This is a genomic window from Patescibacteria group bacterium, assembly GCA_038063375.1.
GTDB lineage: Bacteria > Patescibacteriota > Minisyncoccia > Phycocordibacterales > JANLHH01 > JANLHH01.
Genome location: JBBTVG010000003.1, coordinates 42,068 through 63,617, shown reverse-complemented (window position 1 = coordinate 63,617; position 21,550 = coordinate 42,068). Strand labels below are relative to the sequence as shown.

Sequence of the window (21,550 nt, the reverse complement as noted above, 5' to 3'; positions counted from 1 at the left end):
CCGGGTACACGGCGCGATGATCGCGACTTGCCTCTAACGGGATGAATTCAATTGAAAAACTTACCGAGCTGTTTAGAAAATTTCCCGGCATAGGGTTGCGGCAAGCAAGACGCTTTGTCTATTTTTTGCTCACGCAAGACAGTGAATCCCTGCAAGAGCTTTCGCGCCTTATCGCGAATCTGAAAAAAGAAATTTCCCAATGCGAGTTTTGTTATCGCCACTTCACGGGTGGCGAAAAACAGCGCCTCTGCGATATCTGTGCCGACCCAAACACCGACATCTCAATACTTATGGTGGTTGAAAAGGACGTTGATCTTGAGAACGTCAAAAAAACGAATGTCTACCACGGCAGGTTTTTCGTACTGGGCGGCTCGCTCCCCATTCTAGTGGCTGAACCCGCAAAAAAGATTCGCGCAAAAGAGCTTATTGACGCAGTGTCTCGAGGAGTAAAGATCGGTCTCAAAGAAGTGATCGTGGCTCTTTCCGTTAATCCGGAAGGAGAAAACGCGACTCAATATGTAAAAAAGATATTGGAGCCATTCACGCAAAAGGCAGGATTGAAAGTCACCACGCTTGGCCGCGGCTTCTCCACCGGAACCGAAGTTGAATATTCCGACACTGACACCCTTGAAAGCGCTCTCAAGAACAGAAATTAAACGAAGGCCTTGCCTTCGTATTGCCTTCATAAAGCAAAACCCCACTCGTTTGAGCGGGGTTTTGCTTTAGTGCTAAATACAGGGGACCGTCCTATGTGTTACTTTGCCACCGATGAGATGGTCACCGTATTGTATGGCTGACGATGACCTTTTTTCTTGAAATAACGACTTTTTGACTTATATCGGATGACGACCACCTTCTTTCCCTTCCCCTCTTCAGTAAATACCGCTTCCACGGTAACACCTTCAAGATACGGGGTCCCCACTTTCGTGGTTTTGCCGTCATCTACAAGAAGCACCTTATCAAAGATGATTGTGTCCCCTTCCTTGTGCTCGCCGGGGAGCTTTTCAATGGTAAGAGCGTCTCCTTCAGAGACTTTGTACTGCTTGCCACCTGTTTCTATAACTGCGAATTTCATAGCTTCTTATTCTACCTAAAATACTAAAAAATGCAAGCCCCGTAGTGAAAAACGGTATGGCGCCTTGCGCGTCATATCTTTGATATGACCATACCGTTTTCTACTAGCGGGGCAAGTATTTACTCTATTTGGCACCTTGGAGCCAGAGCGTAAACCTATAGAAGAGGCTTGGATTTGTGGGTTCCAGTACGATATTGTGATACTGGCGTCCGTCCTCATTTCGCGTGAAAGATTCCGAAACCGGCACATATTTATCCATGCTAATAGAGAGCTCAATACTGTCATAGGGGGTCAATATCTGATAATTTCCGTCCCTGTCGCTTTCTATACTGTTTTTGCCTCCGCCGATAATGAGAGGTATGCCTGCAAGTCTTGTGCCTCGCGTGTCGGTCACGATTCCCTCCACCACAAACGGCTTATAGTATTTTTGAATGGTTTTAAAAACTTTCCGTTCGCTCTTGTCATCGTTTAAAAGCGAAGTAGAACCGCCCAGAAGCGTCCAATAATTTAATCCTTCTATAACAACAGACCCTTTTTTTCTATACACTTCATCCAGAATATCCTCCACCACTTGCGCCTGTTTTGTTTCTGACAAGTATCCATGAATATCGGGAATGGGCGCGCCAAATTCTCCCAGCACCACGGGCGCGTCATATTTTTCATACAAGTACTCCACATCCGCCACGAGCTTTTTCGAGTCTTTCACGTAATGATCCACTACCACCACGTTCCCTGTTTTTTTGACCACTTCCTTGGTGAGAATTGACTTAGCGACATCGCCGTTCACGGAGAAATACCCGCAGGTCGCTTTTACTCCCGCCTTTTCCATCGCCTTCTGACAGTTCTCGTAAGAGTCAACAAGAAAATCACGAAACGCTTCTTTTTTCGCGTCTGATTCCCATACGTTCTTCAAGATGCCGTTCTCCGCCTCCGGCGCGGGAGTGAAAATATCTCCTTTCCGAAAGAGTTCCGGATGCGCGATGATAAACGTGTAGATATCGCGATGATGTTCCGCCGGATCGGTATAGAGCGGATAACTAAACCACCCTTCCCATGAAGAGAGATTGCCGCGAAACCACACATGCAGATTGTGTCGGCGCGCCGCCTCCACCCACAGCGACAGGAACGGCACAAATTCCTCGTCATACGGCGTACCGATGGATATGCAGTTGGCACCCGTTTCTTTGATCGCGCCCACCTGTTCTTCTATCCATTCCACCGCATCACTCTTGCCACCCCACTCTCGCGCCGTATCCCGTGAATATTTTACCGTATCAACGCATTGATACTTCCATAACGTTCCCGAGAAAACGGGTATTTCGGGGTTTATGGCAGGAGAGAAAAACAGAACGAAGAAAAGAAGCAGTATTGCTGTCAGTTTAAATAGATGGGACATCTTTGATTCGTTTAAAGATAAGGATTTCAGGTGAAGTATACGCTTTATTGAAATATTTATAAAGTCTCGCTTCCAATTCAGGTCTTTCAAAGAAATTCTTCCACAACGTGTCATTTTCCTGCATGATGATCCACGTCGCGTACTTTTGCGGTTCAACCAGGGATTCTTCCCAATACGGCCTGTTGCCGACATAGATGAATTTTTCCATGGGAACGCCGGTTCTGATGAGACTGACACTGCGCGCAAAGTCGTCTTCCAGCACCAGTCCATCATCATAATTTTCGGCAAACCAAAATTGGGCATCGTGCATCTTGGTGATGCCCGAAGAAAGACCCCTCGTGCCGTCCGCTAAAGAGATCACCTCGGAGTACCCGATGCCATAGAGCGCTATTTGAAAAATGAGAAGTCCTCCGATGAGCGCCTTCCCTGCCCCTCTGCTTCGATAAAATAGATACCCCACACACATCGCCGCAAAAGGAACCATCATGATGCCATAGCGCGCGTTAAAGAGCGTCCACTCAAAAGAAGTCGGGGTTAAGTGAGGAATAAAAATAACCGACTGCCCAAGAAAAAGCGTCGTGGCATTAAAGAAAAATGGAACCAATAGTACCAGAAGAATATATATGCGGTGTTTAACGCTTGTATCAAAGATAAAGTATGCCAAGCCGACAAGCGTGACCAAAAACGCTACGATCCCGATATTACTCATACTGGTGACAAAGTAATACAAGAATGAAACCCAAACATTTTTATACGCCGGGAGTTCGCCGCGCGCGAGCCAGCCCTGCTGTTGGGAGGCGGCAGAAAATGTGCTATGGGTAAAATACAGCGGGTCACCCAAAATGAGCCAGTCCCACACAAACCACAAGAGAATACCAAAGAATGCGAGCGTGGAATACAAGACCAGCTTTCCCTCAAGTTTGCCTATCAAATCGCGGAGTGATTCTTTTGTGCTTTCAGCACGACTTACCACAAAATGTTTTATGCTGTCCATTTTCCAAAAGCTTTTCCACGCGTCCCCATTAAATCGGTACGGAAAATACAAAAGAACAATAATGCCGGCCTCCATCAGCACGAGCGCCCAGCCGTCGTAGCGTGAGAGCGTGGCGGCAAATCCGAATGCCGCGGCAAGGATAAGCGATATGATCCGGTCTTCCTGTAAAAACTTAACGAAATAGTAGGTTGAAAGCACAAAGAACGCGATGAGCGTCAATTCCGTCATCGGCGTAGACTGAAAATACAGCACGTTTGGATTGGTCATGAAGACAATAGCCCCAACAAGCGCCGCCCCTCTTCTTGCCGTAACGCGCCACACGAGTTTGTAGAGAAAAAGTGACGAAACCACAAAAGCCGCGCCGGAAATAATGGAACCCGCGAGCCCGCTCCGCCATAATAAATCGGAGTACATGAACGGTATCATGAGGATGTGCGGCAATGGCAGCCAAATACCGCCCAATTGGGCGAAGCCCGGGGTGAGGCTGTCGACCACGCGTTTGGCGATATTCAAATGCGACTCCGCGTCTCCGTACGCGATGATGTAGCCGTGAAGGTACGAGTAGACCGTTGCCCCGATCGCAAGTACTACCGCGCTCCAAAGGATCCATCGCTCCGGATCGCGGGCAGAGAACCAGTTCTTGAGTGCGAGAAGCCGCTCTTTTGTTATGGTAATGCTAAGATTCATGTTTGGTTTCAAAAAGAGGCACGATAAAGAGAATGACGGTTACCACAACGAGAAGCGCCACGTAAATCAGAAGAAAATAATTTTGTAAGCTGATAGAGTGCGCAAAATACGTATTATAGAGAAAACTTCCGCTCTTGCCGTCAAGAAAGAAATCCAAGTTATAGAGAAAATTATATTTCAGTCCAAGAAAGTCCGCTTCAATTTTCGGCGGAACTGCGTTGGTGGTCAAAGCACCGAGAAGCGCGATAGCGCTTGAATAAGCGAACAAAACGAATACTAAGAACTTTTTTGAGATCTCCCATTTACCGCGAGCAAGCCACAACGCGACAAAAAGTGACAATATTGCCATGGAAGGTATGAGATAGCGCGGGCCGTATGCCCATCCACCCCACGGGTCGCCCCAACTGCTGTAAAAAAAGAAATTGACACCGATGAGCCCAAGGAGCGTGACTATCTCGGGTGTCAGTGTTTTGCGCATACGATATATTCCCAATAATCCAAGAAGGAGTATAGGAACATAGAGTGCTATTCCTCTATCTGGAGAAACTGTAAGCGCGTAAAAACTTCGCGGTACGTTCACTTCTTTAAAAAATCCTACGATCTTTTTTTCTTGATGCAGTCGTTTTATTTCCGCTTCCGCATTTTCTTGCGCGAAAATATTTTGTTCAAGAATAGTTTTATACCCAGGAATACCGCCGCTTACCGCTTTCCAGCTGCCGAAATAATGTTCGTTGTGATAAGCGTGGAAACCCGATATCACGATAAAAACAAGAAATGTGTAGAGAATGGCGAGTTTAAATTTGACCTTGTATTCCCGCTCTTTTGTTACGATTTGGAACGAAGAAGCAAGGAAATAGATCATGACGGGAAGCATGAGAATGGCATTGGGATAATCTATGGATATGGCGAGAGCGTATTGAACCCAGACAAATATCGCCCAGAAGATGCTTGCCACACCGCCTGCGCGATATTTCCACACGGCATAAAAAGAAGAGAGCATGAAAAAGAGCGTTACATGGTGTTGATAGAGCGTTATCGCGTAACTCCACGCTGTGGAACCAAACGCAAATACCAACACCGAAAAAAGAGACACCCAGACAGGAAATAACAATATTTCCCTCGCGATTTTATAGAGAAATATCATCGCAAGAATGCTCATAAGGGAAACAAACCCGAACGTGAATACTTGCGCAAGGTCGTAATTTTTACCGAGCAAATAGAACGGTGCCGCCATGTAAGATATTCCCGGTGCAAAGAAACTGTAGAACTTGCCGTTTACATACCCAACATCCGGATATACGGCATTCGCCCATTCTTGACTCAACTCGTAGTGACCAGTTTCGGCTAATGCAACGACATGCGCGTATCGCCCTCGCTCGGGAGAAAGTTCAAACGGTTTGGTTGCCTGGTCAAGGTTGTCTTTAATAAGCGCCGGCCCTGGATTACCGGGAACGCCATGCAAAGTAAGCGCATATAGAGACGCTGCGATCAACACTATAAAAATGATGGCGAGTTTATTTTTCATATTTTTGTTGAATGACTCTCTTGCAAATTTTCACAATATTTCTTGCTACGGCTTCGCAAGTGAATTGCTCACGGTACAACTTGTACCCATTTTCTGCAATAGTGTTCCTTAATTGCTTATTACTTTTAAGCTCAAGAATTGCGTTTGCTAGTGATTGAGGGTCAGCTGTATTACAAAGGTAAATATTTTTTCCGTGAGTGAATAGCTCTAAAATGCCATCGCTTTTGGCCGTTATGACAGGTTTTTCCATCGCCAATCCCTGAAAAATTTTATTAGGGATTGCCCTTAACCCGGTTGCCATATTTTCAAAAACACCCAATACTATATCAGCCTTACTCAACACATCAATTGCCCCTGTTGTTTCGCTGAGTTTCAAGAATGAGACATTTTGCAAACCAAGTTCCTGGGAGAGGAGAATGTCAGACTCATAGGTTTGTCCTGCGGCACCAATAAAAAGGTATTGAATTGAAGGATCTTTCTCGCATATTTTCGCGCTCCTCATAATATATGGAACGCCGTGCAAAGGAGCGTGAAAACCGTAAAATGCAATAATAAACTTCCCTTGAGTATCAAACTTTGATTCTGGGCGCACATAATATATGCCATCATCGGCACCCAAATATGAAATATCTATTTTTGAAGATGGCAATGTAAACAGCTTTTCAAAGAATACTTTTTCTTGCCTACTTATTACAAGTATCACATCACAAAGAGAATATATTATTTTTTCTGCAGCAAATAAAAGTTTTCCCTTAGTGGAATCTTTCTTTATTAGTTTTTTCTCGTTCACAAAAACATCATAAAGTGAGAGGACTGTATCAAATATCAAGGGCTTTCGAATTATTTTTGCCAATAGATAGGCAGCAGGTACATCAAAATGACCCGGATGTCCAACCAAAATAACGTCATAGGGGGTAACAATAAAAAGATAAATTCCCTTCACGAGCCCGTAAATGTTCCGAAAAGGTAATGTAAATGGATGGAGAATGGTGAAAAAGGCAAAATAAATTTTTGATGTAAATTTAACTGGTGGTTTTTTTATATTGCACTCAACAATATTAACCCCTACCTTTTTAAGGCCGTCTAAGTTAATTTTATCTTTTGAATATGTTTTGTCGTATGCTCCAAAATAACAAATTGTCATATATTTTCTTGAATTATAGCATCATCCTAACCTTACTGGTTCTTTTATCACCTCTTTCATGAAATTTTCATATGATTTAGCGCTCTCATCCCAGTTATAATTTTTAACAAACACCCTCGCATTTTTTCCTATCTCCTGCCTCTCGGTATTGTTTTTTGAAGCCCGTACCATTTCCTCCGCAAATGCCTCGCAAGTTATTTTTTTTACTCTAAAGCAATTATCTCCTGCCCACTTAGACCCTGAAATATCAAAACAAACTACAGCTTTGCCGAGAGCCATTGACTCTATCATACTTAACGATTGCCCCTCAAACTGCGAGGGTGCAGCTATAAACTTAGATTCGGCAATATACCGTTCTTTTTCCGTACCTTCGAGGTGTCCTAGTAATTTTACTCGGCTATTAATATCATAGCTATTAATCATCTGCTTAAGAGAGGCAAGATTAGTTTCCGTGCCTGACCCCATGATATAAAGGCTTTCTGGAATTTGTCCGCACACCAGACTAAATGCCTTCAGGAGAATATCTAAACCTTTTGGCTTTATATCCAGTCTACCAAAAAAGAGAATGTAATTTTTTTCTTCTGTTGGGTAGGTAAAATAACTACTTTCAACAGCGTTTCCTATTACCTTTGTTTTGATCTGAGGATTAATTTTTTTGATGATATTTTCTTGCTCAACGGTAAGTGGTATGCCATATTTGTAAAATTTAAGACCGAAGTTCATTATCTTACTGAAGGGCAATTTGTATCTTTTTTCCATTGACCCTGGATTAAGAAATGGCGTAGTAAATATAACTGGAATTTTTGTAAACAGTGGTGAGAAACATGTTGCAATTGGAGCCGTAAAATTTTCTAAGATAATATCTGCTTTTATTTTTCTCACGATAAAAGGAAGTATTAAAAGAAACACGAAATTAGTTAACTGAGGATTTTTGCTAACTAGACCAACATGTTTGTAAATGATTCCATCCTCGGTGTAATCCTTGTACGTACGATATTTGGAGCAAAAAACTACTACTTCGTGCCCTTTTTGGGCCAAGCGCCTTCCAATTTGCCATGTAACTCTTGCTTGGCCACCTTTCCAATGTGGATTTCTGAGATTATCCATATCGAGAATTGCAATTTTCATTTTTTGCCTAACTTCTCCATCTATATTAATATCAAAAGATTCTTTTTTAATAAGAATTTTAGAAGATTTTGAAATCTCCCATTTACTATTGCCGAATCTGTTCTTCTTGGGGTAGATTCGCGTAGCTATAAATATCAGGAAATAGTAGGAAAAAAATATCGGATGTTTAAAAATCGACGGTATGACGGTTTTTAACAGCATGTTTACCGGTATCTTGTATTCTTGTTTTATGGAATCTTTTTGGAAATAATCGAGCATCGCTTTCTCCGATACAACATAACGAGCGCTTTGTTGCAAATGATCCTTAAAATTATCCGGAAGTTTCAGGCGAACTCCGGTCATGGTAATGTAGGAAAAAGTATATCCTTTTTCTAGACACTGAAAATAAGAATAGACGTCTTCTCCGACAGCACTGGGCCATTTCATTTGTTTTACAAATTCACTTGAAAATGCCCGATTTGAACCACGGCAAAGGTACATGTTTTGAGCATGGTTTTTCTGTTCGAAAATACGCGTCTTAAGCATGAAACCATAGTGGATGATCCTTTCAAAAAAAATTTGCGGATCAAGGGGAATTTCTCGCGAAGATACGATTCCGATCCGAGGATCTTTGTAAAATGGTTGGGTCATTTCTTGAATAAAATATTCATCTACGGGCAAAACATCCGCATTTAAAAAAATGAGTATATCCCCTGTAAATTGCTCGAGGATTAGGTTTTGGCTCAAAGCTTGCCCGATACGCTCCTTGTTCTCACTAAATATGATGCGTTCATCGGATATGCTTTTCACTGTCTCCGCAGTCTTGTCGTTGCTTGCGTCCGAGATGATAATGATCTCTTTCAGTGTGAAATTATCCCCTTTCTGCTTCAGGAGTGCGTTAATAAGATGCCCGATATTTCCTTCTTCGTTATATGCCGGAATGCCGATTGATACAGTTTTTTTCATATAAATAGTGGTATTTATAATATCTCGTGCCAACGTTTAGTCTCTTCTTTCCGTATCTGATCAATCCGTGCGGTTAATTTTTTACTCAACTCATCACGTGACTGGTACGCACGTTCTAAAAGCTCAAATAAACTTCCCGCGCTGATTTTATTACAAGGAATAGAATATTCCTTCATCCCCAATAATTCCGCAATGCCTTCGGTTTTATGTTCATACGAAATTGCCACAAAGGGTGTTCCGGAGAGAGCTGCAAGTATATTGGAGTGCATGCGCATACCAAGCAATAAATCCATATTAGCGTATGCTAAAAGTGCCTCATCGACATTTTCAACCTCTTTAATTGGAAGTGCGCGGAACCCTCTTTTTCCCAATAACGCAGACATTCGTTGCGTGATAGAGATATCAAATTCCCCATATTTAATACCCCGTACTTGGACGATGGGCTGAAAAAGAATGTTTTTATCTTTACTGAAATATTCCATTGCATTTAGAAATTGATCTTCAAATTGCTCCCACTTCTTTTTATCAAGCCACTTACGCAAGGTAAAACCAAGGATAAAATCAGAAGATTCTTTCTTGTGAATGGCACCCCTCAAGAGAAGCGCATGATCTATTGATAGAATAACATTATCAATCTGATGCTTCCGAAGAAGATCAAAAGAAATATTTTCGCGCGCTGAAATGATGTCAAAACCTCGCAAAACATTTACTACAAGTCGCTCCTGCCAATGATATGCAAAAGGACCAAAACCCATCGGTGCTACGATTTTTCTTACCGAAAAAAGCTTGGCAAATAAGAATAATGAAAGAATCATCAAAAGATTAAGCGACTGCGTTACCCCTTTATTTGACCTGAAATAACCACCCCCAACAAAAACAATGAGATCAGCCCTGCGATAATCCTTGAGTATGTCTACGAGTGTTTGCTCTGCCAAACCAGACCGAACATTGAAACGAATAAGAATGTATTGAAGAATAAGCTGAATAAGACGAAACATCCTCACGAAAGGATTTAAATTTTGAAAAACGGACCAAAAATACAGATGGGGCAGCACTTTGTCAGCGATTTTTTTGCGATATAATTCGGGATTGGAACTATGAATTATAATAGCCGCCTCTTTGTGTTTCGCGCGCAGTAAGGAGATCAATGCGCGTAAAGCAGCTTGATCTCCGATATTGTTTGGTCCTGTTGCGTTGGGAATTAATATGTTCATACTCATCCTGATTAAAAATAAGCCGCAATCTCTTCTTTGGTGCTATGCGCCATAAGCCATTTTGCATTCATCTTTTTCTCATCCCTTTTTGCGCGTGCTTTACAGTAAAGATTAATGAGAAAAACTGCCAGACTTGAGAACGGCGCTCTAACAAATTCTCTCAATTGAAGTTTGTACGCAAGAAATGTTGGCACATGGTATTCAGCCGGGACTACGGGACCGAATATTCGTTCAAGACGATAGTGGCTTGCGATAAAACGTTTGTTTTGCTTGACCTGATCTTTGATATTTTTTGGAGAAGTAAACCAAACTTGCGCTCCAGACACATGGCGGAACAAAAACCCCTTTGTGATACACGAAAAGTAAAGAAAAGCATCGTTCGCGATCATATCCCCGGGAACAGTCACGGCATCCGCAAAAACTTTTGAAAGTGCCAAAATTCTTCCGTCACAACCAAATGCATTATTACCATTTTTTAAAATTGTGCGAAGAGGGCTGTACGCTCGAAATGTGGCATTCACCCCTTTTTCAATAAACGTTTTTGCGGTTGTTGGTTGCGGGTTGCCGCCAACAAGGCCAACTTTGGTATTATTGAGTAAAGGAGTGATAAGCTTTGCGATGACGTTCTTGTGCGTCAAGACTACGTCTGCATCAAATAAGACAATAATATCCCCTTTTGCCTTTCGGAAAATGGTGTTTAGGTGTTGCGACTTCCCTATACGCTCTTTGTATTCCCAAATCTTAATTCTCGGGTCATTGACTGTCCTCACCTTTGCAACAGTTTCGTCCGTGCTCCCATCGGAAACTATAATTATTTCCTGCAGGGTGAAATTTGGAGAATCTTGCTTCAGTATTGATGCAAGAAGAACGGCAATGTTCCCAGCCTCATTGTAAGCCGGGATACCGATGGAAACTTTTAATTTGTTATTTTTATCATCCATATATTTTTTTTGATGGCATATAGGGTTCATGGAGCGGGTTGAATTTTGAAACACCGCTTATAATATTAAGATTTTTTGTTGAAATAGTCATCTCCGAAAAATCACTGAATGGTTTACTGTTTTGAAAAAATTTAAGCGCGACTAGTAACCATAGATAGTAAATAGCGTAGAAAGGGTATTTTAGTATAAACTCTGCAAACATACGCATACGCAAATGTCGTGGTCGGTTGTAGATTTTTTCTATAGTATCCCTGTCGAAATATTTTTCGAGAGATTTCTTCCCACTCATGATCTTTGCTCGCGTTTTCAACAAATCTGAAAATGTCTCGGGACAGCAGAAATTACACACGGCTGATTTTTGAAAAACAGTGGGAATACCACGTGAACGACACCAAAGAAGAGCATACGAATCTTCTGGTACTGCATTTGGCCAACGTAATTTTTCATATACGTGTCGTGCAAATACCCGCCCGCCTCGCCCTGATGTTATCCATTGGGAAACATCACGATCTTTTATTGATAAATTGTGGTAAATATCAGTCTGTGCTTTTAATACAGAGCCAAACGATGTGCGAGCAGGGAGTGGAGTCAAATTACCTTGCACAAGCCCTATTTTGTTATCAACAACGATTGGTTCAATGAGTCGTGCAAGATAGTTAATATCCAACGGAATAGTATCCGCCTCAAGGAGGACAACGACATCGGATTTTGCAATCGTGAAGATTATATTTTGTGCACTTACTTGACCCTTTCTCGATTTATTAACAATGAGACGTATGCGAATGTCAGTGAAAGAGCGGGTAATTTCTGCTGTTTTGTCGGTACTCCCGTCGGAAACAACAATAATCTCTTTTAACGTGAAATTTTTTTCTTTTTGTGCCAAGAGTGCGTGCAAAAGGTAGCCAATATTTGCTTCCTCGTTATACGCGGGAATTCCTATTGAGACTTCAAGTTTTTTTTGATTCTTCGTATTCATATGAGTATCTTTAAAAACTTTTCTGTGGCGCTGTTCCATCCGAAGTTTTGCGCCCAGGCGAGCCCGGCCGAGCCCATTTTTTCTCGGGTCGTGTTGTCCGTGCATAAAAGCACAATTTTTCTCGCAAACGCTTCAGTATCGCCATAAGGCACTAGAAATCCCGTATGCGGGTTTTGTACCGAGTCGCGAAGTCCCGGTATGTCAGATGCCACGACCGGCACCCCGCAGGCATTTGCCTCAATGGTGGTGATTCCCCACCCCTCCATCATGGATGGATTCACGAATACCCATGCTTTTTGAAACCAAGCGAGTTTCTCTCTCTCGGATATCTTTCCCAGAAATTTCACCTTGAGTTTGAGACCAAGCTCTTCCGCAAGCGCGCGCAAAGTTTCTTTTTCTTCGCCGTCTCCCGCGATGACAAGCTGTGCTGTTGGCACTGCAATGATCACTTTTTTGAACGCCCTTACCAGCACGTCAATGGATTTATACGCCTTCAGCCGTCCAATTGAGAAAATAACGGGCGTAGAACTTTTTTCTCCGGGTGTAAGACTATCCAGATCAACGCCGGGATTTACCACTTGAATGCTTGCTTTGGTGATACCGAGTCGAATCATGTCTTGTCGTGATGATTCTGATACGGTGATAAAGCGCGTATTTCTATACACGAATGGCATGAGATATTTTTCAAGAGAAGCGGCGAAAAATGCGAGCGGCAAGGGAAGATATTTATAGAAAACATCTTGGTGTACATGGTGAAGGAGTGCATACACGGGCTCTTTCGCGTACAGTGGCGTGAAAAATGGAATACCGTTTTGCGCGTCAATGATCACATCAAACTTTCCTCTGAACTGTATCAGATAGTAGATAAACGCCCAGGCATAGACTGTGTAGAACCCGCCTCTCCTGACGATATGCACGCCGTCCACGAGGTCGTATCGGGTATTTTTTCTGTCGTTGCCGGCAAAGACAGTGACGCTGTTTCCGTTTTTCACCCATCGTTTCGCAAGCTCATGCACATAGAGCTCTGCTCCTCCGGCAAATACGTGTTTGGTGTCGCGCCAGTTGAATATCAATATCTTTTTACCGACGCTGGATGCGGTGTGGAGTGAGTGGAGCGGATACAATACATTCAAAAGGTCTACCATGTTTGCGAGGAAGAATTTTTCATTTCTCTGGAACGCGTGAAGGATCAATATGACCATCAAATTCACACTGCTTACCAAAAGCAGTACGTGGGTAATGGCGCCGATGGAGTCGTGCGACCATATGATGCCGACGGACAAAACGATTGCCGTACAAAACGCCAACACCGGAAAAATATAATGTTTGCGCGCCAAATGGTATATCACAATGGCATTCCCGAGAGTGAAGAGCATGATGCCGAGTGAATACTTAACAAGGTATGGAAGGATCGGTTCTGCTTTGGCACCAAAAAGCAGTGGAACAAAAAAGTCACCCAAGGGGCCGAGCGCGACAAAGGCGCCTCCGACTAAGAGGAGAATACCGGCAAAAAGCGCGTAGAAGGTCGTGTTGGGGTCTTTTCCTTCCCCTTCGGCACGACTCACAAAGGTAATAATAAAAGGAGTCAAAAGAGAACCAAAGAAAAATATCATCTTGCCGACGAGAGATAGCAAAGCGTACTCTCCCGCGACAATAGGGGTCAGATAATGCTTCGCGAATATGATGTCAACGCTCAAAAACCCCGCTGTTGCCAAACCGGTGAACACCGCCGCGACGTAAAATCGGCCGGGAAAGTGAAAGGGGATGTTCGTCTCTTCTTCTTTTTCTGCGGTGAATACATGGATATATTTACGCGCTAAGATGGAAGAGAGGAGGAACGCGACCGCGGTGGAAAGCGGTATGGAGAGCGCCACCCACGCGTACGCTCCGGCATACACAAACAATATGGCAAAGAGCAGTTTGCTTGCCGCTTCCAACGCCACAATGAACGCAAGCGCGATAAATTTGAAATTACCCTGCAAGAACCCCCTATTGGCTGACACTAAGACGCCCAAGGTAATGATCGGCGTGAAATAAAAGAGAAGGTCCAAACGGTCAATCTGAAAGAAATGCGCGATGGAAGGCAGGAGAGCGACCCACAAGAGCGAGAGCGCGATGGTGATGAGAAAACCGTATTGCCGGACGCGGTAGAGAAACGCGACACCTGCCGAAGGGTTTTGGCGTCCAGAAATATAAGCCGTACGGTGGTTAACGGTCGTCCCCACACCGCCGATAAAAAGACTTGTGAGGTAGACAATAGTGTTCAAAACGGTTATCAGGCCAAAATCTTCCGCGGAGAGTTCCCTTCCCAAAAACGCGTTGAAGAGAAAATTGAGCACGTTGGCAAACATGAAAGAAGCGACGAGGAGCGTTGCCCCCGAAAGTACTTTCTTATTAAACAGGTATGCCACTTTTTCTTTCATATTATTTCGCGCTGCTAAGCTTTTGTTCCAGTTTCAAGTGGAGGCCGTGCACCGTTTTTGCCCAATAGTGCGGCTTCACTATGATCTCATAGAGCGCCTGCCATGCCGCCATACTCATGCCGAGCCAGTAGAACGGCACCAAGAACGCGTATTTAATGATGTCGTAGAGACCGCGCTTGGCACAACCGATCATGTAATAGTAAAGATAGAGGAAATTCCCAAAGACAAAAGAAGTAAGCCCGATATAAAGAATAGGGTCCGGAAAGAAGGATTCAATGGTCTCCCCCACTTGCGCGCGGAATGCAAAGTAAGCAATAGTAATCCCCCACATGAGCGGATTAATGAACATGGATAAAACTTTACCGCCCACGATAAGCTGGAGTCCCAAAAGATGCGCGGGACTGCTCATCTTGGCGAATGTTCTCGGCGCGCGCATGTGCACCAAATAGGTTTGGATATACCCTTTTATCCAACGACTTCTTTGTCGATACCAATTTCTCAAACCCGAATTCGCTTCTTCGTAGGTAGTGGAGTCAACAATTGCGGTTCGGAGTCCTCGTTTTACGATACGCATGCCAAGATCGCAGTCTTCTGTCACGTTGAATGCGTCCCAGCCGAAGAGCGCTTTTATGTCTTCTGTCCGAAAATGGTTTGAAGTGCCTCCCAGCGGAATGGGCGCGTTGATGGACTGCAGGCCCGGCAAAATGAGATCAAACCATAGTGAATACTCCGCGGTAAAGACTCGGGTGAGCAGATTTTGCTTCGGATTATAAAAGTTAAGCTTTGCCTGAACGCATACTGTTTGCGGGCTGGATTTTTTGAAAGCAAGGACAGCTTTCTTCAGCTGATCGCGCTCGGGGACATCCTCCGCGTCATAGACCACCAGGTATTCCCCTTTTGCATACGCAAGCCCGTAGTTCATTGCTTTGGGCTTTGTTTTTGGGAAAGAATGCGGAACAACAACGATCTCAAAATTTGAAGGCAGGTCAAACGAGCTGATCTTCCTGATGGTTTCCTGATCATCGGCTTCAAGGAGAAACAATATCTGCAGTTTGTCTTTCGGATAATCCAGATTGCCCATCGCGGCGGCGAATTGTTCAACTACCTGCCACTCCTTATACAAGGGGCAAAAGATCGTATAGGTTGGCCACTCCCCTCCCTGAACCTCTTCCATCTCGGCAGAGCTTATTTTTATTTCAGAAAAAGAACCGAGACTGCGGAATACGAGAAAGAGGCCAAAGAGAAGATCGGCAAAGTACAGTATCGTCAGCGTGGCGAAAAGAACCAAAACGGTAGTGTGCCAATTGATAATGAGAGAGGCTCCCAGCACGAGCGCTAAAACACCCAAAAGCGTCTTCTGGTGTTGCATAAGGACGTAAAAGGCTGTCTCATGATGATGAAGATCGGTATGATGCACGAATTCATCGTCCTGATAAAAGAATCCTTTCCCCCGCTCTCTTTCATGGTCTTCGCTAAACTGTACAATATTGGCGTCATATGTGGATTGTCTCCAATAATCAAACACGGCAGATTCTTTAATACTTTCAACCAGTAATGAAAAATTTGATGGCGAAACTTGTTTCCCACCCGAAAGTGCTGGTGCGTACGCGGGGTAATGTATTTCCGGATAGTGCGCTTTGTCATATACACCCGAGATAGAATTCCACTTGATCTGCATCAATTCCTTAAACGTCGTAACGTATGCCATAGGAGAAACGGTGGAGCCTGCAGGATTGATCCATTTTACCGGCAACTCCTTAATACTGTAGCCTCTCTTTTGCGCAATGAGGAGCAATTCCATATCAAAACCAAAGCCATGGATTGTTTGCGCGGGAAATATGACATCAGCCGCTTTCCTCGTGAAAAGTTTGAACCCGCGTTGTGTGTCTCGTATGTAGGGCACTGCGACGAATCTCACAAGCACCTTTGATATCGCACCTAGAATTCTCCGATACCACTGATTTCCTTCGCGAACAATCGCTCCTTTCACCTCTATAGAACCGATCACAACGTCATGCCCCTCTCTCGCGTGATCAAGGAACCGCTCTACATGATCAATGGTTACGGAATTATCCGCGTCCATGAAAAGTTTGTATTCTCCATGAGCGGCAAGCATGCCGGTCTGCACGGCGTAACCTTTCCCTTTGTTTCGGGGATTATCAATAAGCTTAAGATTTTTGATCTTTTTCCTGTATGAAAGTACGGTGGTGGCGGTGTCATCCGGCGAGCCGTCATTTACCACGATGATCTCGTATGAATACGGCTTGTCATGAAAATATTTATCCAGGCAAAGAAGCGTAGAGCCAATTCTCTCTCCTTCTTTATACGCCGGTATGATGACTGAAAGAAAAATCGGGTGCATGGTTATTTCTTAAAAACAAAAAATTTGTAGCCCAGAAAATTCCAGAGCATGACGACCCCGGAGCCAAGGATGGCTCCCGTATTCGCGAAGAGATAATACGACACTTCCGGCGCAAGCGTTTTTCCTGCCATAAATACGACATAAGAAACGAGCACATTCAGGAGAAGGCCCACAACGCTCACTATTAAAAATAGGCTGAATTCCGCACCCCTCCCCTTTTCCGTAAAATTCAAAGCTCCTCGGGTATTAAACACGAGGTGTTTGTTCATGAAGTAGCTGTTAGTAACTGCCACGACGAACGAAATGGCCTTAAATCCGACAAACAAAGGCCCATGGACAAGCCCGAAAAGGAAAATAAGCAGGTTAAACACCCCAAGATCAACTAAGGTGTTTAATACTCCCACGACCCCAAATTTCAAGAATTGAAAAATGGAATTTTTCGCCTCTGTTGTCATAAAAACCTTGAATTAATACCCCCGACATCCTATAAATAAAGAAAAAGCCTTCGTCTAGGCTTTCTTACGATGATATTACATATTTTCCTTTATTTGTCAACCGAGCACCACTCCTGCTCTTAAAAGGTTTTTGGTGTATGGTATAACCATTGTTTCTGTAAATATCCAACGGAGAAGCTCGTAAAAGTGGTGCTCGGTCAACAGTTTGTACATTACATTAGTAATGTACTAAATATGTCTGCCCAAAACATTTTTGGTATTTTGTTTTAGACTTGTTATTGACACTCTACCATTTGGAATGATATATTGACCGCGAAACCACTGGGATTGTCCCATCGGAAAAAACACACCCATAGGAGGTGTAATTATGAGTACAGCGCTTACATATGCAGAGCTACCAGATGTTGATTCCGTCCGGCCAAGAACGAAGGCGGACGATCCGCTCTTCCGCGAACTTGCCGAAGTGCTCGCAAGGCATAACGCTCTGAATCGGTTCGGTGTTACCCTGTTGCATACTCATTTCTCGATCGATGAAGGAGAAGTGCTACTCGAGAGCACTAACCGTGAAGCACGTGAGCAGATCATACGACCTGTCCTAGTGGGTGATGCCGAACTTCTCGGTGCCCTTGAGACCAGCTGGCGATTGGGCCCGAATGGAGAAATTCTCATGGCCTGTCATTGTCTCATGACGCCGGACGGCAAAGAGCACCAAGGTCACCACTCAACGTAGGACGGCTTTAGGCATATTGAGAGAACCGGTAGCCTAATAAGCTACCGGATTTTTTATGAGAGACGAGAAACAGAAATAAAAACATGTTCGTGGGGGAAAAAGTATTTACCCTCTGAAAAATGCTTTATTTTAAAGAAATCTCTTAAAAACTGTACGCATGCTTCTTTTTCAGACTCTTTGGGGCTTATAGAACGGATCGCAAAATCTGTAATTTCATCAATATTTTCTGATTGGAATTCACTAACAACTCGATGAATTTCTACTTTGCCGTATGTCTTTAAAATATTCAACATCGCATGGTAAAGTTTTTCATCAATACCATCGGAATCTTTAGTGTCCCTCCATTTATTTCTTAAATCGTGTAGTTCCCCATGTTGCCCTTTAAACGTGACTATCAATAAAACCCCTTTATCATTAAGTGTATTCCATGCCGTTTCCAAAAAAGGCCTGTAGAGACTTTCATCCTCAGGAATAGAATGAGACGCTAATACCATGTCAAACTTGCCAGCTATGCCTTGGGGGAATGTAGCATGGATGGTTTCTAGACCAAAACCCCTTAATTTTTCAATACGTTCCCTGTCGCTTTCTATTGCGAGGTATCGAGACACTCTGTTAGCTAGTTTTTGAGCTAATATGCCATCCCCTGCTCCTATATCAAGTAATGATTTAACTTTATATTTTTTTAGATATAAAGAAATTTCCCTGAAAAGCACATCCTTTTGATTTGTTGTGATCATTATTGTTGGATTGTATCAAAAACGATAATACTGAAGTACTATCACGACAACTTCGCACGGTATTGATTTCTACTCATCCTCCACTTCGGGTTTTTCAATCGTGAGCACCTCCACGCCGGGAGCGGCATCCGCGATGCGTATGACATCTTTGTCTATTTTCTTGAGCTCTTTGTGCGCCGTGTTGAAGTGATTTACCGTCGTACCGAGAGAGCTACCCAGTTTGTGCATGTATTGATCGTAGTTGGCTATATGGCGTCCGAGCTCCCCCACTCTTTTTTGGATCTCTTTGGCAGATTCTTCTATCTTGAGCGCCCGAAGCCCCTGAAGCACTGTTTGCAGGTATGCCATGAACGAGGTGGGAGAAACAATGATGACGTGCTTCTCGCGGAAAGCGTATTCAATAAGGTCGCGCGTTGAACTTTTCACCGAACCCACTTTATTAACCAACAAATCGTAGTAGATCGCCTCCGAAGGAATAAACATGAACGCAAAGTCCATCGTTCCTTCCTTGGGTCTGATATATTTTGCGGTTTCATCAATGCGCATCTTGATGTCCTGTATGAATAATTTTTCCAATCGTTCTCGTTCCGTTTGGTCCGTCTCTTGCACGACACGGTTGTAGTTCTCAAGTGAAAATTTTGAGTCAATGGGGAGTATTTTTTTCTCCAAAATGATGACTGCGTCCACGATCTCGCCGTCCTCAAACTTGTACTGAAGTTTATATTGGTCGGGAGGAAATACGTTCTTTAAGACCGTATCAAGATAATATTCGCCGAGTACGCCGCGTTGTTTGGGGTTTTGCAGGGTATTTTGAAGCGTTTTAAGCTGGTCGGTCACGTTGATCACCTGCCGATTGGTCTCTTTCACGTGGGTTATTTGTTCCGTGATGTCCCGGATCAGCTTTTGTGATTCGGAAAATTGCGTGCGCACTGCCGACTGCATCTCCTTTTGCGATTCACCGAGCTTCGCGTCCAGCGTGCGTGCGAGATTTTCAATTTGATTTTGGAGCAAAAGAAATACTTTGTCCCCGTCTTCGCGTTCCTCGCCTTCTTTTTGCGAGCGAATTTTCATGTATACAAACACCGCGCCGGCAAAAATAATCGCAAAAAGAATTCCTATGGTAATGTATAGTGTCGCTTCCATTTTGATCTATTGTACCACGTCTTGAAACCTATAAAAGCGAAGATTGTTTTGGAGATTGTTTTTGTGATACGGTCGCTACTGCGTCGCGATAGCGGCAATAATCGCATTGCGCGTCGGCTTCGGGCAACACGCTCTTGTCCAAACAAACCCGCGCTTCTTTGATTGTCTTTTCTATCCAGTCGTCGTTCCCGTCATACGGCAGTACGGTAATATCAAATTCCAACTTCCCGTCAAATGTTTCTTTGTCCGCGTCGCCGTTGCAATAGACAAAGTATCCCCTGCTGGAAACAGTGAAACCGTTTCGGCGCAAGAGCCATTGATACACTTCCATCTGGCGTTTGTAGCCGATCTGCCAGTCGGCGTCCAGGCTTACCTGTGCTTCTTTGCTGGTTGCTTTATAGTCCACCACAATGAGCTCCCCTGTTGGATTCACCCACACATCATCAATCGCTCCCGTTATGATGAAGTTGGTCGGCTCATGAAGATATTGCACGCCTACGAAATTTTCCCGCCATTTGTCCAGATCAGGATTACTGTAGGGTATTGCGTCAATACCGTATTCCGTCATGAGCGGATGCGCGGTTTTTTTCACGCGATGCATGTCAAACTCCTTTTTCAAGAGCTTGTCTACGGCGGAGTTCAGGGAAAAAGGGAATCCCGGCGGTCTGTCTACGCCGAGCCGTCTGTCCAGATAAAAACATCTGGGGCATTCCAGAAACCGGTCAATTTTTGAACGGCTCAAGCGGAATGGTTCGGAACTTTTCGGATCAAAGATATTTCTTGTGCGTTTGGGATTATAGTACTGTGACATTGGTCTATTGTAGCATACCCCAAAAAGAAAAAAACGGGGTTCCTAAGAACCCCGTTTTGCAACACCTTTACGTTTTCCCTTTTGCCTGTTTTTCTTTGTACATCGCTACATCAGCTTTTCTGGCAAGTAGCAGAAGATCAAAGATTGGCCAATTGGGATCCTGAAACACGGATACGACACCGAATGATGCGCTTATCTGGAGACTGTGTCCGGACGGTGTTTGAAGGGTGAGCATTGGAGACGATTTCGCTTTGTTTTTGAGTATCTCTACATGTCGGAGGGCGTCTTGATGATTTACCCCGACAAAGGCAATAACAAATTCATCTCCTTGATACCACCGACCCACAATATCAACTCTTCGCGTGCTCGTTTTCAAAAACTGAGCAAATCGCTGCAGGACTTGGTCGCCAACTTCGTGGCCGAACGTGTCGTTGATCGGCTTGAATTTATCAAGATCAATAAACACCAGCGAAACGTCGCGAACCGCGCCTCCACGGACTTGATAGCCATTCTGGCGTTCCATGGTCTCAAGGATTGGCTCCACGAGCCTCTTGAAGCCATTTCTGTTCCAAATCCCCGTCAGCACATCTTCATGAGCAAGTGAATCCAGTTCTTTTAACTTTCTTCCAAGCTCCCGATACTGCGGGAACAGCCGTAAGAACCATTCAATAAACATCGGAATCTACCTCCGTATGATGTGAAATCTATTAAGCATATTAAACTATTTTGATGTTTTTGTCAACCCCCCTGATAGTTAATGGATGTTTTGTATTATTACCCATGTAAATTTATAAATTATTAATTATCTTAATGTACTCATCACGAGAAACACCCAAAACTTTCAAATTATTCAGTATTATAAAC

Annotated in this window: 18 protein-coding genes; 2 read left to right on the top strand and 16 right to left on the bottom strand. The window is 43.7% G+C overall.

The genetic code is table 11. From position 1 onward, the window contains the following. The first annotated feature begins 41 nt into the window (after positions 1-41). The gene (locus tag AAB523_00635; GenBank protein MEK7555775.1) at positions 42-656 is read left to right on the top strand and encodes a toprim domain-containing protein; all 615 of its coding nucleotides are present in this window, start codon (positions 42-44) and stop codon (positions 654-656) included. A 98-nt stretch (positions 657-754) separates the two neighbouring features. Here the strand turns inward: AAB523_00635 and rplU are convergent, their stop codons facing one another. The 12 genes from rplU to AAB523_00575 form a co-directional block, all read right to left on the bottom strand. Continuing rightward, the gene (gene rplU / locus AAB523_00630; protein MEK7555774.1) at positions 755-1,075 is read right to left on the bottom strand and encodes a 50S ribosomal protein L21; all 321 of its coding nucleotides are present in this window, start codon (positions 1,073-1,075) and stop codon (positions 755-757) included. Positions 1,076-1,199: 124 nt separating this feature from the next. After that, positions 1,200-2,471 (bottom strand): hypothetical protein, encoded by a 1,272-nt coding sequence (locus AAB523_00625; protein ID MEK7555773.1) that lies wholly within the window; start codon positions 2,469-2,471, stop codon positions 1,200-1,202. Further along, complete coding sequence (locus tag AAB523_00620; GenBank protein ID MEK7555772.1) at positions 2,455-4,152, bottom strand: glycosyltransferase family 39 protein; 1,698 nt, start codon at positions 4,150-4,152, stop codon at positions 2,455-2,457. The genes AAB523_00625 and AAB523_00620 overlap by 17 nt, the downstream gene beginning before the upstream one ends. Next, positions 4,142-5,677 carry a hypothetical protein gene (locus tag AAB523_00615; GenBank protein MEK7555771.1) on the bottom strand — a complete coding sequence of 512 codons (1,536 nt, stop codon included), beginning with the start codon at positions 5,675-5,677 and terminating at the stop codon, positions 4,142-4,144. Before AAB523_00615 ends, AAB523_00620 begins: the two co-directional genes overlap by 11 nt. Beyond that, positions 5,667-6,821 (bottom strand): glycosyltransferase, encoded by a 1,155-nt coding sequence (locus AAB523_00610; GenBank protein ID MEK7555770.1) that lies wholly within the window; start codon positions 6,819-6,821, stop codon positions 5,667-5,669. Before AAB523_00610 ends, AAB523_00615 begins: the two co-directional genes overlap by 11 nt. A 21-nt stretch (positions 6,822-6,842) precedes the next feature. Continuing rightward, entirely contained in the window at positions 6,843-8,894 is a 2,052-nt protein-coding gene (locus AAB523_00605) for a glycosyltransferase (protein MEK7555769.1), read from the bottom strand. A 14-nt stretch (positions 8,895-8,908) separates the two neighbouring features. Beyond that, positions 8,909-10,108: a polysaccharide pyruvyl transferase family protein gene (locus AAB523_00600; protein MEK7555768.1), complete on the bottom strand. Its 1,200-nt coding sequence runs from the start codon at positions 10,106-10,108 to the stop codon at positions 8,909-8,911. Between the two features lie 11 nt (positions 10,109-10,119). Continuing rightward, the gene (locus AAB523_00595; protein ID MEK7555767.1) at positions 10,120-11,049 is read right to left on the bottom strand and encodes a glycosyltransferase; all 930 of its coding nucleotides are present in this window, start codon (positions 11,047-11,049) and stop codon (positions 10,120-10,122) included. Then, positions 11,042-12,025, bottom strand: a complete 984-nt coding sequence (locus tag AAB523_00590; GenBank protein MEK7555766.1) for a glycosyltransferase family 2 protein — start codon at positions 12,023-12,025, stop codon at positions 11,042-11,044. Before AAB523_00590 ends, AAB523_00595 begins: the two co-directional genes overlap by 8 nt. Beyond that, complete coding sequence (locus AAB523_00585; GenBank protein MEK7555765.1) at positions 12,022-14,448, bottom strand: glycosyltransferase; 2,427 nt, start codon at positions 14,446-14,448, stop codon at positions 12,022-12,024. Before AAB523_00585 ends, AAB523_00590 begins: the two co-directional genes overlap by 4 nt. A gap of 1 nt (position 14,449) precedes the next feature. Then, positions 14,450-16,810 (bottom strand): glycosyltransferase, encoded by a 2,361-nt coding sequence (locus tag AAB523_00580; protein MEK7555764.1) that lies wholly within the window; start codon positions 16,808-16,810, stop codon positions 14,450-14,452. Positions 16,811-16,812: 2 nt separating this feature from the next. Then, the gene (locus AAB523_00575; GenBank protein ID MEK7555763.1) at positions 16,813-17,265 is read right to left on the bottom strand and encodes a GtrA family protein; all 453 of its coding nucleotides are present in this window, start codon (positions 17,263-17,265) and stop codon (positions 16,813-16,815) included. A 367-nt stretch (positions 17,266-17,632) separates the two neighbouring features. On the opposite strand from AAB523_00575, the gene AAB523_00570 reads away from it, so the two are divergent. Then, positions 17,633-17,995 carry a hypothetical protein gene (locus tag AAB523_00570; protein ID MEK7555762.1) on the top strand — a complete coding sequence of 121 codons (363 nt, stop codon included), beginning with the start codon at positions 17,633-17,635 and terminating at the stop codon, positions 17,993-17,995. A gap of 53 nt (positions 17,996-18,048) precedes the next feature. On the opposite strand, the gene AAB523_00565 is transcribed toward AAB523_00570, so the two are convergent. From AAB523_00565 to AAB523_00550, 4 genes are all read right to left on the bottom strand, one after another. Next, positions 18,049-18,732, bottom strand: a complete 684-nt coding sequence (locus tag AAB523_00565) for a class I SAM-dependent methyltransferase (protein ID MEK7555761.1) — start codon at positions 18,730-18,732, stop codon at positions 18,049-18,051. A 69-nt stretch (positions 18,733-18,801) separates the two neighbouring features. After that, positions 18,802-19,875 carry a DNA recombination protein RmuC gene (locus tag AAB523_00560; protein ID MEK7555760.1) on the bottom strand — a complete coding sequence of 358 codons (1,074 nt, stop codon included), beginning with the start codon at positions 19,873-19,875 and terminating at the stop codon, positions 18,802-18,804. Positions 19,876-19,903: 28 nt separating this feature from the next. Then, positions 19,904-20,686, bottom strand: a complete 783-nt coding sequence (locus AAB523_00555) for a PD-(D/E)XK nuclease family protein (GenBank protein MEK7555759.1) — start codon at positions 20,684-20,686, stop codon at positions 19,904-19,906. Positions 20,687-20,753: 67 nt separating this feature from the next. Further along, the gene (locus AAB523_00550; GenBank protein ID MEK7555758.1) at positions 20,754-21,362 is read right to left on the bottom strand and encodes a GGDEF domain-containing protein; all 609 of its coding nucleotides are present in this window, start codon (positions 21,360-21,362) and stop codon (positions 20,754-20,756) included. Positions 21,363-21,550: the final 188 nt, after the last annotated feature.